The following is a 14,086-nucleotide window of genomic DNA, read 5'->3' as shown; positions in this document are numbered from 1 at the left end:
GCCCTCCCCGAACCACCACAGCACCGCGGCACCGACGCGGCAAAGACGAGCGAGTAAGGGCACGTGAACGCAGACCTCAGGACGCGGCTGGGCGGTATGGACCTGCCCAACCCCGTGGTGACCGCCGCCGGGTGCGCCGGAGCCGGGCGTGAACTGGCCCAGTTCTTCGACGTCTCCCAGATCGGCGCCGTCACGACCAAGTCGGTGATGCTGGAGCCGCACGCCGGGCGTCCCGCGCCGCGCATGGCAGAGACCCCGAGCGGCATGCTCAGCACCACGGGCATGCAGGGTCCGGGCGTGGACGTGTTCCTCCAGCGGGACCTGCCGTGGCTGCTGTCCCGGGGCGGTCGGGCGATCGTGTCCATCGCGGGCACGGGTGTGAACGAGTTCGGGGAGCTGGCCCGCCGGATCTCCGGCGCCGAGGGCGTCAGCGCCATCGAGGTCAACCTGTCCTGCGCCAACCACGCCGACCCGGCCGGCCGGTACTTCGCGGACGACCCGGCCCAGGCCGCGGCGGTGGTCCAGACGGTGCGCTCGCACGCCCGCTCCGACCTTCCCGTGCTCGCCAAGCTCTCCGCCGACGTCCCCGACGTGGTGGACCTGGCGGGGGCGTGCGTGGCCGCGCGGGCCGACGGCCTGACGATGATCAACACGGTGCGCGGTATGGCCGTGGACTCCCGCACCCTGCGCCCGGCGGTCGCCGGGGGGATGGGCGGGCTGTCCGGGCCGGCGCTGCGCCCGATCGCGGTGGGATGCGTCTACCGGGTCCACGAGGCCATGCCGGACGTGCCGATCGTCGGTGTGGGCGGGGTCCGTACCGGGGCGGACGTGATCGAGTTCATGGCGGCGGGCGCGAGCGCCGTCGCCGTGGGCACGGTCAACTTCTCCGACCCCTCGGCCTGCGCCCGCGTGCTCAGGGAGTTCACCGAGGCGCTCGACGCGCGCGGCATCGCACGCGCCCGAGACCTCGTCGGCGCCGCCCACCGGCCCGGGATCGGGGTCTGAGGGGCGCCGGTGGGGGGTCGACAGGCCCCTGACCGGGCTGAACGGCCCTGAGAGGGGTCTGTGCGACCAGCCGGGGACATCCGGGACAAGTGGGGTCGGGTCGGGAAGCAAAGCGCTCCTGCGGCCGTTTGGGCCGCTGTTACGGGGAAGTGATCCTTCCTGGGCGCATGAAGTAACTCATCCGGGGAACCGCACACCATGGTGGTGTGCACATGACAGCGAACGTGCATCCTCGAGTACCGCTGTAAGCACGTCGAGGATGCCGACGCCGGCACCGAGCCGGTGGCACACGAATGGAGAACCGCATGACCGCGCCTTCCGCGCCAGCTCCGATCGCCGTGGCGATCGACGCGAACGACATCGAGACCGCCGCGACCTGGGCGTCCGCGGTCGCGCCGCACGTGAGCACGGTGAAGGTGGGCCTGGAGCTGTACCTGCGGTACGGGCCCGAGGTGATCAGTGCGGTGCGCGGCGCCAACCGGGTCAAGGTCTTCCTGGACCTGAAGCTGCACGACATCCCCGCCACCGTCGCGGGCGCGGCGCGCAGCGTCGCCGGCCTGCGGCCCTCGATCCTCACCGTGCACGCCGGCGGGGGAGCGGACATGGTCCGGGCCGCGGTGGAGGCCGCGCCGGACACCGAGATCGCCGGGGTGACGGTGCTCACCTCGATGAGCGACAAGGACCTGGAGGAGGTCGGGCTGCTCGGGCCGGCCCGGGACGCCGTGCGGCGGCTGGCGGTGCTGGCCGTGGGGGCCGGGGCGCGCGCCCTCGTGTGCTCGCCCCAGGAGGTCGCGCTGGTGCGCGCGGAGGTGGGACCCGACGTCACCCTGATCACGCCGGGCGTGCGCCCGGCGGGGGCGGACCGGGGTGACCAGTCGCGCGTGGCGACGCCGGAGGAGGCCATCGAGGCGGGGGCGGACCTGCTGGTGGTCGGCCGGCCGATCACGCGCGCCCCGGACCCCGGCGCGGCCGCCGCCTCCGTCGCCGCGGCCGTCCGGCGCGCCGGGGTGCGGGTGTAGCGCCGATGAACGCAGCCGACCCATCACGCGCAGTTATGTCTTACGGACGGTCACGAAATAGGTGTGTCCGAAACCCGGTTTCGGCGCCCCAGAGTGACCTGGGTCACCCCTCTGTGACCTGCGCTGGTGGCACGCCTGCTGGGGCCTTGAATCGGGACTAAGGTCCTCGTTTTCGTCTCAGGCCGCAATTGAATCATTACTCTGCGTAGTTCCTTCGATGAAATAGCCGCTGAAAGGGCACTTTACGTTGCCTAACAGGGGTCAGACCTACTAACTTGCGCAGGCGTCCGCCCTCTACAAACGAGTAGAAATCCGAGGTGACCCGGCGTGGCCCTTCCTCCCCTCACACCCGAACAGCGCACCGCGGCTCTTGAGAAGGCCGCCAAGGCCAGAAAAGAGCGAGCGGAGGTCAAGAACAAGCTCAAGAACGGCGGGATCTCGCTGTCCGAGGTGCTTTCCAACGGCCTCAAGGACGACGTCATCGGGAAGATGAAGGTTTCGGCATTGCTCGAATCCCTTCCCGGTGTCGGCAAGGTCCGTGCCAAGCAGATCATGGAGCGGCTCAACATCGCTGAGTCGCGCCGTGTCCGGGGTCTGGGCACCAACCAGCGTGCCGCCCTTGAGGACGAGTTCGGCGACCTCACCAAGTAGGACCAGCAGCACCCAGTAGGACCCGGACAACGCAGTGCACCGGTCTCGCCGCGTCCCCCACAGTCGCGGCGGGAGCCCCCGCCGCGCAGGCGGACGGGCCCGGATGAGTGGCATCCCCGCGCCGCGGTCGGCGGGCGGTCGGCCCCAGGTCGAACCGTCCGCCGCACCGCGGCGCGGTGGTATAACTGGGACTTCCCGCGAGTGTTCGCGGTAGATCCCGCACACCAGCCGCCCGCCGCGCCCCGGCACGGGAGGTGCGCGGTTCCCGGCCGGCCCGAGGAACCCGCCCGCGGCGGCCCCGAAGGGAAGCCAGAAACACACATGCCTGAGCTCGGATCCCAGTCCCGTCCGGCCGAGAAGCGGCTGACCGTCCTGTCCGGTCCGTCGGGTGTGGGCAAGAGCACGGTCGTCGCCGGCATCCGCCGCGAGCACCCCGAGGTGTGGCTCTCGGTGTCGGTGACCACGCGCCGGCCCCGCCCGGGCGAGCGGGACGGCGTCCAGTACCACTTCGTCTCCGACGAGGAGTTCGACCGGCTCATCGCCGAGGGCGAACTGCTGGAGTGGGCCCAGTTCGCGGGCAACCGCTACGGCACCCCGCGCGGCCCCGTCGAGGAGCGCCTCGCGGCCGGCGTCCCGGTCCTGCTGGAGATCGAACTCCAGGGCGCCCGCCAGGTCCGCGAGTCCATGCCCGACGCCCTGCACGTCTTCCTCGCCCCTCCCTCCTGGGAGGAGCTGGTCCGCCGCCTCACCGGCCGCGGCACCGAGAGCGACGAGGTCATCCAGCGCCGCCTGGACGTCGCCAAGGTCGAACTCGCCGCCGAGAAGGAGTTCGACACCACGCTCGTCAACACGTCCGTACGGGACGTGTGCACCGACCTGCTAGCGTTGATCACCGCGCCCAAGGTGTGATAGCGGGCGGGCCGAGCCCGCCGCGCCGCATCCGGGTGCGTCCGACCGAACACGTCACGGCTTTCGACGAGCCGGAGACCGTCCCTGGGGGTATTCAAAGTGGCTGGTACCGAGCCCGTCGCCGAAGGCATCACCAACCCGCCCATCGACGACCTGCTGCAGCTGGTGGACAGCAAGTACAGCCTGGTCACGATGGCCTCCAAGCGGGCCCGCCAGATCAACGCCTACTACGCCCAGCTGGGCGAGGGCCTGCTGGAGTACGTCGGCCCGCTCGTGGAGACCCACGTTCAGGAGAAGTCGCTCTCCATCGCCCTGCGCGAGGTCAAGTCCGGACTGCTCACCGCGGAGCCGTACGAGGGCGCCTGACAGACGCGCCCTTCGCGGCTCGGGGCGCTTCACGCCGGGGCCTTCGTCGTCGACTTGCCTTGCTCGTTCCTCGCTGCGGCCCCGTCTCCTCCTGCAGGCACCGGCGCGCCCCTCGCTCCTGCTTTCTTTGGGCCTCCGCTCGTTCCTCGCTTCGGCCCGGATAGACCCCCTGTGGTCGGGGCAGGCTGAATCGCCTGCGTTCCACCCTCCGGGGTCCCGCAGGTTGAACGGCCCACGTTCAACCCGTGGCGATCAACCCCGTGGGGGTGGCGCGTACCGAGCGGGGTCCGGGCCGGGGGAGCGCTGCCGGGACGGGGCCTGGTAGAACTCCTAGGTGTGAGTGACACACGAACCGTTCCCCAGGTGGTCCTCGGCGTCGGCGGCGGAATCGCGGCCTACAAGGTCTGCGAACTGCTCAGGCGGCTGACCGAGTCCGGCCACCAGGTCAGGGTGGTGCCCACCGCCGACGCGCTCCGATTCGTCGGCGAGCCCACCTGGGCCGCCCTGTCCGGCCGGCCGGTCTCCACCGGAGTGTGGGACGAGGTCCACGAGGTCCCGCACGTGCGCATCGGACAGTCGGCCGACCTCGTGTTCGTGGCCCCGGCCACGGCCAACATCATGGCCAAGGCCGCGGCGGGCCTCGCCGACGACCTGCTCACCAACACCCTCCTGACCGCCCGGTGTCCCGTCGTCTTCGCACCGGCGATGCACACCGAGATGTGGGAGCACCCCGCGACCCGGGCGAACGTGGCGACACTGCGCTCGAGGGGCGCGATCGTCCTGAACCCCGCCGAAGGCCGCCTCACCGGTGCCGACACCGGACGGGGCCGCCTGCCCGAGCCCTCTGAGCTCTTCGAGGCGGCGCGCCGCGTCCTGCGGCGGGGCACGACCCCTCCCGACCTGGCCGGCCATCGTGTGGTGATCTCCGCGGGCGGAACCCGCGAGGCCATCGACCCGGTGCGCTACATCGGCAACCACTCCTCGGGCAAGCAGGGCTACGCCCTGGCCCGCAGCGCCGCAGCCCGCGGCGCCGACGTGACCCTCGTCTCCGCCAACGTGTCCCTGCCCGACCCGGCCGGCGTCCGTGTCGTGCGCGTGGAGTCGGCCCGGGAACTGGCTGGTGCGATGGACACCGAGCGCGTGCGGGCCGACGCTGTGGTCATGACCTCGGCCGTGGCCGACTTCCGCCCGGTGAACAGCGCCGCGTCCAAGATCAAGAAGTCGGGCGCGGCGCCCGCCCCCGTCGAACTGGTCGAGAACCCCGACGTCCTGGCCGGCCTGGTCGCCTCCCGAGCGAAGGAGGGCCTGGCGCAGACCATCGTCGGCTTCGCGGCCGAGACCGACGACGTCATCGCCAACGGGCGGGCCAAACTGGAACGCAAGGGCTGTGATCTGCTCGTGGTCAACCAGGTCGGCGGAGGCCGCGCCTTCGGTACCGAGGACAACCAGGCGGTCGTGCTCGGTGCCGACGGAACCACGGTGGAGATCCCCTTCGGGCCCAAGGAGGACCTCGCCGACCAGGTGTGGGATCTGGTCGCACCGCGCCTGTCCTCCTGAGGGCGGGGACCCACGGCTCGAGAGAACCGCACGGTCGGGGGGACTGGATTCCTACCGCCGAGTACGCCAGACTTCCCTCGGAAGCCCGTGACGACCACCGGCCGACCACGGGATTACCGTTCCCACCACTCCCGTTAGAGTGGACTGAAAACCAACCGCGTCAGTCGGCATTGAGCGCCCCGGCCGGGAGCCTGGGCGGGCGTGCCGCACCGACCATGTCAGCCAGCAGCCGCTGCAAGGAGTCACGCAACGTGTCCCGCCGCCTTTTCACCTCCGAGTCGGTCACCGAGGGCCATCCCGACAAGATGGCCGACCAGATCAGTGACGCGATCCTCGACGCGATGCTCACCACCGACCCCCGGAGCCGGGTCGCGGTCGAGACACTGATCACCACCGGTCAGGTCCACATCGCGGGCGAGGTCACCACCCAGACCTACGTCGACATCCCCGCGATCGTTCGGGAGAAGATCCTCGAGATCGGTTACGACTCCTCCGCCAAGGGGTTCGACGGTGACTCCTGCGGGGTCAACGTCTCCATCGACGCCCAGTCCCCGGACATCGCCCAGGGCGTAGACACCGCGTACGAGGCGCGGGTCGAGCACGAGGACGACACCCTCAACCGGCAGGGCGCCGGCGACCAGGGCCTGATGTTCGGGTACGCCAACCGCGAGACCCCCGAGCTCATGCCGCTGCCGATCAAGCTGGCGCACTCGCTCTCCGAGCGCCTGGCCGAGGTCCGCCGCAACGGCACCGTTCCGTACCTGCGTCCGGACGGCAAGACCCAGGTGACGGTGGAGTACGAGGGCCAGACCCCCGTGCGCCTGGACACCGTCGTGGTCTCCAGCCAGCACTCGGCCGACATCAACCTCGACGAGATGCTCGCTCCCGACGTGCGCGAACACGTCATCGAGCCCGTCGTGGCCGCGTTCGGCCTGGAGGCCGACGACTACCGGCTCCTGGTCAACCCGACCGGCCGCTTCGAGATCGGCGGTCCCATGGGCGACGCCGGCCTGACGGGGCGCAAGATCATCGTCGACACCTACGGCGGCTACGCCCGGCACGGCGGCGGCGCCTTCTCGGGCAAGGACCCGTCGAAGGTGGACCGCTCGGCCGCCTACGCCACGCGCTGGGTCGCCAAGAACATCGTGGCCGCGGAGCTCGCCGAGCGCGCCGAGGTCCAGGTCGCCTACGCCATCGGCAAGGCGCACCCGGTCGGCGTCTTCATTGAGACCTTCGGCACCGAGAAGGTGGCTCCCGAGCTGATCGAGAAGGCCGTCAAGGAGGTCTTCGACCTCCGTCCGGCCGCGATCGTGCGCGACCTCGACCTGCTGCGCCCGATCTACTCCAAGACGGCCGCCTACGGCCACTTCGGCCGCGAGCTGCCGGAGTTCACCTGGGAGCGGACCGACCGCGCGGCCTCGCTGCGGTCGTTCGTGGGCGCCTGAGCCCACTCTCTCCGTCCAGGCGACGGATTCCCGCCCGGGGGCGGGCGGCCCGAGCGGCCGCCCGCCCCCGGCGTGTGTGCGCAGCCCGTATGACTACGACGTGTTAGGACATATACACGTAGAGTCATGTCGCCATGCGGAGGAGTGCGCCGTGGGAGTCTCAGCGGTGATGTCGGCTATGGGACTGGCGACGTTGATCGCCCTTCCCGCCGCCCAGCCAGTGGCCGAGGGGGAGGGCTCCCGGGACGTCGAGGTCGCCCCCGGTGCGGGGAGCCTGCATGTGACCGTCGTGGACGACGTGGAGGACCGCCTGCGTCCGGGCGACCGTGTGCGCTACACGATCCGGGTGCGCAACTCCGGCTACGAGGCGCTGCCGGAGACCCAGATCGTGCAGCTCCTGCCGCCGGGGATGCGCCACGTGTCCGACTCGGGGGAAGGGGTCGTCGGCGCCGAGGCGTCCAGGGTGGTCTGGGACCAGCCGCTGGAACCGGGCCAGCGGGCGACACTGACGGTCACCGCCGAGGTCGAGGCGCGGCCCGAAGGCGCCTCCCGGGCCGCCACCACGGTGTGCCTGCGGCCCGAGGAGGGCGCGCCCCTGGCGGCGTGTACCGCGGCCGTCCACCGCGTCCACGGTGTGGTGCCGATGGGGTGGGTGGTCGCCGGTCTTTCCCTGGTCGCGGCCGTCGCGGCCGTCGCGGCCGTCGCGGTGGGTGCGCGTGGTCTGGCACGCTACCGGAGCGCCCGGCGCCCGCGCCCGCAGTCGGACCCGGCTCCGGAGTCGGCGCCGGTGCCGGAGGCGGAGCCGCGCGCGTCGGTGGGTGAGGGGACGGGTTCGGAGTCCAACGTGCGCACGTTTCCGGGGACGGCACCCGTGTACCACCTCGATGCGCATCGGTAGCGACCACGCGTGCAATTCAGGATTTGCTGGAGTTTGGCCAGTTCGAGATGTCACTCCAGGGCTGTGAGCGTGCAGGAATGTCACTATGAGTGCGTATTCAGTTGCATTGCGTGAACACTTGGAGGGGTCATGACCACAGTCAACGCTCGCAACGTGCTCCGGGCGGCGGCCATGTCGGCCGGCGCCGTGATCGCCGCCCCGCTCCTGTGGGGGCTGGCTCCGGCTGCGGCCGACGAGGTCGCGTACACGTCCCACGCCGAACCGACCGTCAGCATGGACACCACCGAGCTGATCGAGGAAGCGCTGAGCGACCTGGACCAGCCGAGCGACTCCCTGAAGGAGTCGGTGAACGTCGGCGACATCGACGTTCCGAAGATCCCGTCGACCGAGTCGGTGGAGTCTGTCGGGGGGTCGGGTGATGATCACTACGGCCACGACGGCCACGACGGCCACGACGGCCACGACGGCAAGGACGGCCACGACGGCAAGGACGGCAAGGACGGCAAGGACGGCAAGGACGGCAAGGACGGCAAGGACGGCAAGGACGGCAAGGACGGCAAGGACGGCAAGGACGGCAAGGACGGCAAGGACGGCAAGGACGGCAAGGACGGCAAGGACGGCAAGGACGGCAAGGACGGCAAGGACGGCAAGGACGGGAAGGACGGCAAGGACGGGAAGGACGGCAAGGACGGGAAGGACGGCAAGGACGGGAAGGACGGCAAGGACGGGAAGGACGGCAAGGACGGCAAGGACGGTCACGATGGCCATGACGGTCACGACGGTCACGACGGTCACGATGGTCACGACGGCCATGACGGCCACGACGGCAAGGACGGCCACGACGGCCATGACGGTAAGGATGGCCACGACGAGGTCCTCGCTCAGACCGGTTCTTCCGTGGCCGTTCCGGCGGTCGGCGGTCTCGTGTCCGTGCTGACGGGTGTGGGCGCCATGATCCTCGGGCGCCGTCGTACGGAGGCCGAGGGCTAGAAGCGCACGGTACGGGGGTCGGGAGCGATCTGGCCCCCGACGTGAGGCGGCACCACCGGGAACGGTGTGCCGCCCCGCCTGACGGAATCGCCGGTGTCGCGGCCCGCGTCCTGGGCGCCCCCGCCGATACCGGTGCCACACGTCAGAGGGCCCGAATGGTGACGCGGCACGCGGCCGCGCCCCATTCGGGCCCCTTTCGCTGAGGTCAGCTCATCTCGTTGAGTGCCTTCTCCGCCTCGACGAGCCAGGAGCGGCGGGCCTCCAGAGCGGCCTCGTGCTCCTTGATCCGGCGGGTGTCGCCGTTGGCCCGCGCCTTCTCCAGCTTCACCTCGAGTCCGCTGATCGCCTGCGACAGCTGGTCGACCGTGTCCTTGGCGCGTGCGCGGGCCTCAGGGCTGCTGCGCTCCCACTCGGCGTCCTCGGCGCGGCGCACGCCGTCCTCGATCTGCCGGAAGGCGCCCTCGAGCTGGTCGCGAACGTCGCGCGGCAGCTCCCCGGCCTCCTCCCAGGCCTCCTGGTACTCGCGCAGCCGGGCGCGGGCACGGCGGGGGTCGTTGATCCCGGGGATCTCCGCCTTGGCCTCGGCCAGGATGCGCTCCTTGGCGTCGGCGTTGACCCGCAGTTCGGCGTCGCGCTCGGCGAACGTGGCGTTGCGCGCGTCGAAGAAGGTGTCCTGGGCCGCCTTGAACCGCGCCCACAGCTTGTCCTCGCTGGCGCGGTCCGCCCGGCCGCTGCTCTTCCACCGCTGCATCAGGTCGCGGTACGCGCGGGCCGTGGGCCCCCAGTCGGTGGAGTGGGCCAGCGCCTCGGCCTCGCCGACGATGCGCTCCTTGTCGGCCCGGACCGCTTCGCGCTCCTGGTCGAGGTTGGCGAAGTAGGCCTTGCGACGCTTGGAGAAGGAGTTGCGCGCAGCGGACATGCGCTTCCACAGCGCCTGCTCGGTGGGGCGGTCGGCCCGCGGGGCCTTCTTCCACTCCTCGATGAGCTGGAGCATTCGCTCCCCACCGGTCTTCCAGTGGGTGGTCTCCACCGCGACCCGCTCGGCCTCGGCGACGATGCGCTCCTTGATCTCGCGCGCCTGCCCGCGGGCCTGCTCCTGGGCCTGCTTCTGTTCGACCTTGCGCTCCTCCGCGCGGCCGGACAGCGCGTCCAGCCGTCGGGAGAGGGCGTCCAGGTCGCCCACGGCGTGCGCGTCTGTGACGGCGGTGCGCAGCTTGTCGATGGCGGCCATCGCGGCGGAAGCCGACAGGTCGGTGCTGCGCAGCCGCTTCTCCAGCAGCTCCACCTCAGTGACCAGGGCGTCGTATTTGCGGCGGAAGAAAGCCAGCGCTTCGTCCGGCGCCCCCGCCTGCCACGATCCGACGACCCGCTCGCCTTCGCTCGTGCGCACGTAGACCGTGCCGTCGTCGTCTACGCGGCCCCAAGGGTCCGTGGTCACCGTGTCCTCCTGCTGTCATGAACCCGGCCGAGGTCGGGTTCGGGTCGTCGCGACGTATCGCGCCGGTCCGTGATGGGAACCATCGTGCTCAGCACGATATAGCCATACGATTCAGCGGTGAACGACGCGCCGTGTCTCACAGTCTGCGCAGATCATGGGTCTGCTGATGTGCCTTCGTGCGTCCGGCCGACGCGGGACCCCGCACGTGGGCGGGCCAGGGGCGCCAGGGCACACGACGACGGTGACCAATATGGCATTACCACGCGCTCTGGCAAAGAGGCCAGACGGGCGCGGTGATCGAATGGTGATGAAACGAGCCGCTCCCGCGCTCCTGGCCGGTCGCCCGATCTCGGTACCCTCGGCAAACAGGGTCCGCGCGGGCGCACGTCCGTCGCGCGCGGCCCGAGACGACCCCGATCCCGCAGGAACAGGACGCCCCGTGCTCATCGCCGCGATTCCCACCGGCCCGCTCGCCGCGAACTGCTACGTGGTCGCCCGGGCCGCGGGCACCGACTGCGTCATCGTCGACCCGGGCCAGGAGGCCTCCGAACAGGTGGCCAAGGTGCTGGCCGAACACGACCTGACCCCGGCGGCGGTGCTGCTCACGCACGGGCACTTCGACCACGTCTGGTCCGCCGCCGACCTGTGCGAGCGCCATGGCGTCCCCGTCCACCTGCACCCCGCCGACCGCGGCCTGCTCACCGAGCCCGCCGCCGGCGTCGACCAGGGTTTCGCCGTCCAGTTGGCCGCGCTGCTGGGCCCGGGCCCCTACACCGAGCCCGCCACGATGGTCGAGGTCACCGGCGGCGGGACCCTCGTGCTGGCGGGGATGGACTTCTCCGTCGAGCACACCCCGGGGCACACCCCCGGCTCGGTCGTCTACACCGTGGACACCGAGGACGGAGTGCCGGTCATGTTCTCCGGCGACCTCGTCTTCGCCGGCTCCATCGGCCGCACCGACTTCCCCGGCGGCGACCAGGCGGACATGGGCCGCAGCCTCACCAGCGCCGTCCTGGGCCGCCCGGACCGGACGCAGATCCTGCCGGGCCACGGCCCGGCGACGACGGTCGAGCGAGAGCGCGCCACCAACCCCTACCTGCGGGACCTGTCCGCCTGAGGCCGCGGTCCGAGAACGGGAGGCGGCGCGAGCGGCGGTTGACGGTAGGATTCCAGGTGATCAAGAGGCATTGTTCCGGCCGGTCCCAGTCAGGGTGCCCCGGCGTCTTCGCCCAGCCGTGTAGTTAGTGGACTTGGTAACTCATGCATCGTTACAGGACTCATTCGTGTGGTCAGCTCCGCAAGGAGCACGTCGGGCAGCAGGTGCGCCTCTCCGGCTGGGTGCACAATCGCCGGGATCTCGGTGGTCTGCTCTTCGTCGACCTGCGTGACCACTACGGGGTCACGCAGCTCATGGCCCGCCCGGAGTCTCCGGTGTTCGAGGAGCTCAGCCGCCTGCCCAAGGAGACGGTGATCCGGGTCACGGGGGAGGTCGCCGCGCGCAGCGACGAGAACGTCAACCCCAACCTGCCCACCGGCGAGATCGAGATCGACGCCGCCGAGCTGGAGGTCCTGGGCACCACCGAGGAACTGCCCCTGACGGTCTTCCCCGAGGACAACACCTCCGAGGAGCGCCGCCTGACCTACCGCTTCCTCGACCTGCGCCGCGAGCGCATGCACCGCAACGTCATGCTGCGCTCGCAGGTGGTCGCCTTCATCCGGCAGAAGATGACGGACCTGGGCTTCCACGAGTTCCAGACCCCCATCCTCACCAGCTCCAGCCCCGAGGGCGCGCGCGACTTCCTCGTCCCCTCGCGCCTGCACCCCGGTGAGTTCTTCGCCCTGCCGCAGGCCCCCCAGCAGTTCAAGCAGCTGCTGATGGTCGCCGGGTTCGACCGCTACTTCCAGATCGCGCCGTGCTTCCGCGACGAGGACAGCCGGGCCGACCGCTCGCCCGGCGAGTTCTACCAGCTCGACATGGAGATGAGCTTCGTCGAGCAGGAGGACGTCTTCGAGGTCATCGAGCAGGTCATGACCGACGTCTTCCGCGCGTTCTCCCAGGAGTGGGAGATCACGTCGCCCTTCCCGCGCGTCGCCTACCGCGACGCCCTGGAGTGGTACGGCACCGACAAGCCCGACCTTCGTGTGCCGATGAAGATGCTCGACGTCACCGAGCTGTTCGACAAGACCGACTTCCGCGCCTTCGCGGGCAAGAAGGTCCGCGCGCTGGCCGTCCCGCAGGTCGGCGACAAGCCGCGCAAGTTCTTCGACGGCATCGGCGACTACGCCGTCGAGCAGGGCGCCAAGGGCTTGGCCTGGCTCAAGGTCGGCGAGAACGGCGAGCTGACCGGTCCCATCGCCAAGTTCGTGACCGAGATCTCCGACGAGCTGCTGTCGGCGCTGGGCGCGGGCCCGGGCCACGGCCTGTTCTTCTGCGCCAGCGAGGACGAGGACGAGATCAACCGCATCATGGCGCCGGTGCGCGTCGAGGCGGGCAAACGGGCCGGCCTGGCCGAGGAGAAGGTCTACCGGTTCTGCTGGATCGTGGACTTCCCGATGTTCGAGCGCAACGACGACGGCGACATCGAGTTCAGCCACAACCCGTTCTCCATGCCGCAGGGCGGCATGAAGGCGCTGGAGACCGAGGACCCGCTGGACATCCTCGCCTGGCAGTACGACATCGTCTGCAACGGTGTGGAGCTGTCCTCCGGCGCCATCCGGAACCACTCGCCGGAGATCATGTACAGGGCCTTCGACATCGCGGGCTACGACAAGGACGCGGTCGAGGCCGAGTTCGGCGGCATGCTCAAGGCGCTGAAGTTCGGCGCTCCGCCGCACGGCGGCATCGCGCCCGGCATCGACCGGATCGTGATGCTGCTGGCCGACGAGCCCAACATCCGCGAGACGATCGCCTTCCCGCTCAACCAGAACGCGCAGGACCTGATGATGGGCGCCCCGGCCGTGGTGTCCGACCAGCAGTTGCGCGACGTGCACATCCGCACGGTGGTGCCGCCCAAGGAGACCAAGCGCTCCTGAGCGGCTCCGCGTACCGGCCCGACGGGGCCGCCTCCCGCGAGGGGAGGCGGCCCCGTCGTCGTGCGGGCGGGGTGCGGCCCGGAGGCAGGGGGCGGGTCGGGTCAGGGCTTGCCGGCGCCGCAGCGCTGGCAGCAGATGTCCTCGTCGTCGGGGTTGCTGTGGGTGCACAGACGACAGGTCCAGTTCCAGGTGGTGCCGTTCAGCGGCGGAACCGCGCCGGCGTTCTCGCGTACCAGGTACATGGGATGTCCTCGGGGTTCGGCGAGTTTGCGAACTGATGGGTCGGTGCCCGGTTTATCCTGTCTTGAACATGCCACATTCGGTCACAGGGACATATCCAGCGGATACGGGTGGAAATTCACGGGAGTGAACGCGGCCGATCCTGGACACGATGGCCCCGCCCGGATGCGAACGTCGCCGCCATCCCTTACCGTTGGGGGCGAATCACCCCACTCGCACCACGAGTCGCACGTGCCCTGGAGTGAGCGCCGTGCACCACTGGAACCGCCCGTACCGGTGGTCATTGTGGGGTCGGAGTGCATTGTGCGGTATTCAGTCACACGAGCGTAACGATTCACGCCCAGAGGTGCGTCGAGTACCGATGGGAGTGGGGAATTCGGCGCTGACGTATTTCACCGGCGAGGCTGTGAGTCCGGAGTTCAACGAGGTCGGGGACGTGTCGGCGGACGGAGGTCCCCACAGCCCACCCGTTCCCCTCCCCGGATCGCGCCGCCCCCGGATACTAGAATGATCCGAATCGGTACGTACACAGGGG

Annotated in this window: 13 protein-coding genes; 11 read left to right on the top strand and 2 right to left on the bottom strand. The window is 70.3% G+C overall.

Features of this window, described 5'->3' with window-relative positions; genetic code table 11:
- Nucleotides 1-63: 63 nt before the first annotated feature.
- The 9 genes from M1P99_RS02370 (at nucleotide 64) to M1P99_RS02330 (ending at nucleotide 8,840) form a co-directional block, all read left to right on the top strand.
- A complete protein-coding gene (locus M1P99_RS02370) occupies nucleotides 64-1,005 on the top strand; it encodes a dihydroorotate dehydrogenase (RefSeq protein WP_304451044.1) in 942 nt (313 codons plus the stop codon).
- A gap of 305 nt (nucleotides 1,006-1,310) precedes the next feature.
- Complete coding sequence (gene pyrF / locus M1P99_RS02365; RefSeq protein WP_304451043.1) at nucleotides 1,311-2,024, top strand: orotidine-5'-phosphate decarboxylase; 714 nt, start codon at nucleotides 1,311-1,313, stop codon at nucleotides 2,022-2,024.
- A gap of 327 nt (nucleotides 2,025-2,351) precedes the next feature.
- A complete protein-coding gene (gene mihF, locus M1P99_RS02360) occupies nucleotides 2,352-2,675 on the top strand; it encodes an integration host factor, actinobacterial type (RefSeq protein ID WP_121179861.1) in 324 nt (107 codons plus the stop codon).
- Nucleotides 2,676-2,996: 321 nt separating this feature from the next.
- Entirely contained in the window at nucleotides 2,997-3,584 is a 588-nt protein-coding gene (gmk, locus tag M1P99_RS02355) for a guanylate kinase (RefSeq protein WP_304451042.1), read from the top strand.
- Nucleotides 3,585-3,683: 99 nt separating this feature from the next.
- Nucleotides 3,684-3,950 carry a DNA-directed RNA polymerase subunit omega gene (gene rpoZ / locus M1P99_RS02350; RefSeq protein WP_053615306.1) on the top strand — a complete coding sequence of 89 codons (267 nt, stop codon included), beginning with the start codon at nucleotides 3,684-3,686 and terminating at the stop codon, nucleotides 3,948-3,950.
- Between the two features lie 363 nt (nucleotides 3,951-4,313).
- Nucleotides 4,314-5,507, top strand: a complete 1,194-nt coding sequence (coaBC, locus tag M1P99_RS02345; RefSeq protein ID WP_304455539.1) for a bifunctional phosphopantothenoylcysteine decarboxylase/phosphopantothenate--cysteine ligase CoaBC — start codon at nucleotides 4,314-4,316, stop codon at nucleotides 5,505-5,507.
- Between the two features lie 251 nt (nucleotides 5,508-5,758).
- The gene (metK, locus tag M1P99_RS02340) at nucleotides 5,759-6,952 is read left to right on the top strand and encodes a methionine adenosyltransferase (protein WP_053615308.1); all 1,194 of its coding nucleotides are present in this window, start codon (nucleotides 5,759-5,761) and stop codon (nucleotides 6,950-6,952) included.
- A gap of 151 nt (nucleotides 6,953-7,103) precedes the next feature.
- On the top strand, nucleotides 7,104-7,850 hold the full coding sequence (locus tag M1P99_RS02335) for a hypothetical protein (RefSeq protein ID WP_304451041.1): 747 nt from the start codon (nucleotides 7,104-7,106) through the stop codon (nucleotides 7,848-7,850).
- A gap of 129 nt (nucleotides 7,851-7,979) precedes the next feature.
- Nucleotides 7,980-8,840, top strand: coding sequence for an LPXTG cell wall anchor domain-containing protein (locus M1P99_RS02330; protein WP_304451040.1), 861 nt, complete (start codon nucleotides 7,980-7,982; stop codon nucleotides 8,838-8,840).
- A gap of 205 nt (nucleotides 8,841-9,045) precedes the next feature.
- On the opposite strand, the gene M1P99_RS02325 is transcribed toward M1P99_RS02330, so the two are convergent.
- Nucleotides 9,046-10,278: a DUF349 domain-containing protein gene (locus tag M1P99_RS02325; protein ID WP_304451039.1), complete on the bottom strand. Its 1,233-nt coding sequence runs from the start codon at nucleotides 10,276-10,278 to the stop codon at nucleotides 9,046-9,048.
- Between the two features lie 439 nt (nucleotides 10,279-10,717).
- Here M1P99_RS02325 and M1P99_RS02320 point away from each other — a divergent pair, with 439 nt between their 5' ends.
- Nucleotides 10,718-11,395 (top strand): MBL fold metallo-hydrolase, encoded by a 678-nt coding sequence (locus M1P99_RS02320; RefSeq protein WP_304451038.1) that lies wholly within the window; start codon nucleotides 10,718-10,720, stop codon nucleotides 11,393-11,395.
- A 143-nt stretch (nucleotides 11,396-11,538) separates the two neighbouring features.
- Nucleotides 11,539-13,311, top strand: coding sequence for an aspartate--tRNA ligase (aspS, locus tag M1P99_RS02315; RefSeq protein ID WP_304451037.1), 1,773 nt, complete (start codon nucleotides 11,539-11,541; stop codon nucleotides 13,309-13,311).
- 101 nt (nucleotides 13,312-13,412) lie between these two features.
- On the opposite strand, the gene M1P99_RS02310 is transcribed toward aspS, so the two are convergent.
- Nucleotides 13,413-13,553, bottom strand: coding sequence for a hypothetical protein (locus tag M1P99_RS02310; protein ID WP_179827869.1), 141 nt, complete (start codon nucleotides 13,551-13,553; stop codon nucleotides 13,413-13,415).
- Nucleotides 13,554-14,086 lie beyond the last annotated feature (533 nt).

Origin of the sequence: Nocardiopsis sp. YSL2, from assembly GCF_030555055.1 — a bacterium.
Classification (GTDB): domain Bacteria; phylum Actinomycetota; class Actinomycetes; order Streptosporangiales; family Streptosporangiaceae; genus Nocardiopsis.
Note: the sequence above shows the minus strand (reverse complement) of the source record. Positions and strands in the feature narration are given on the sequence as shown.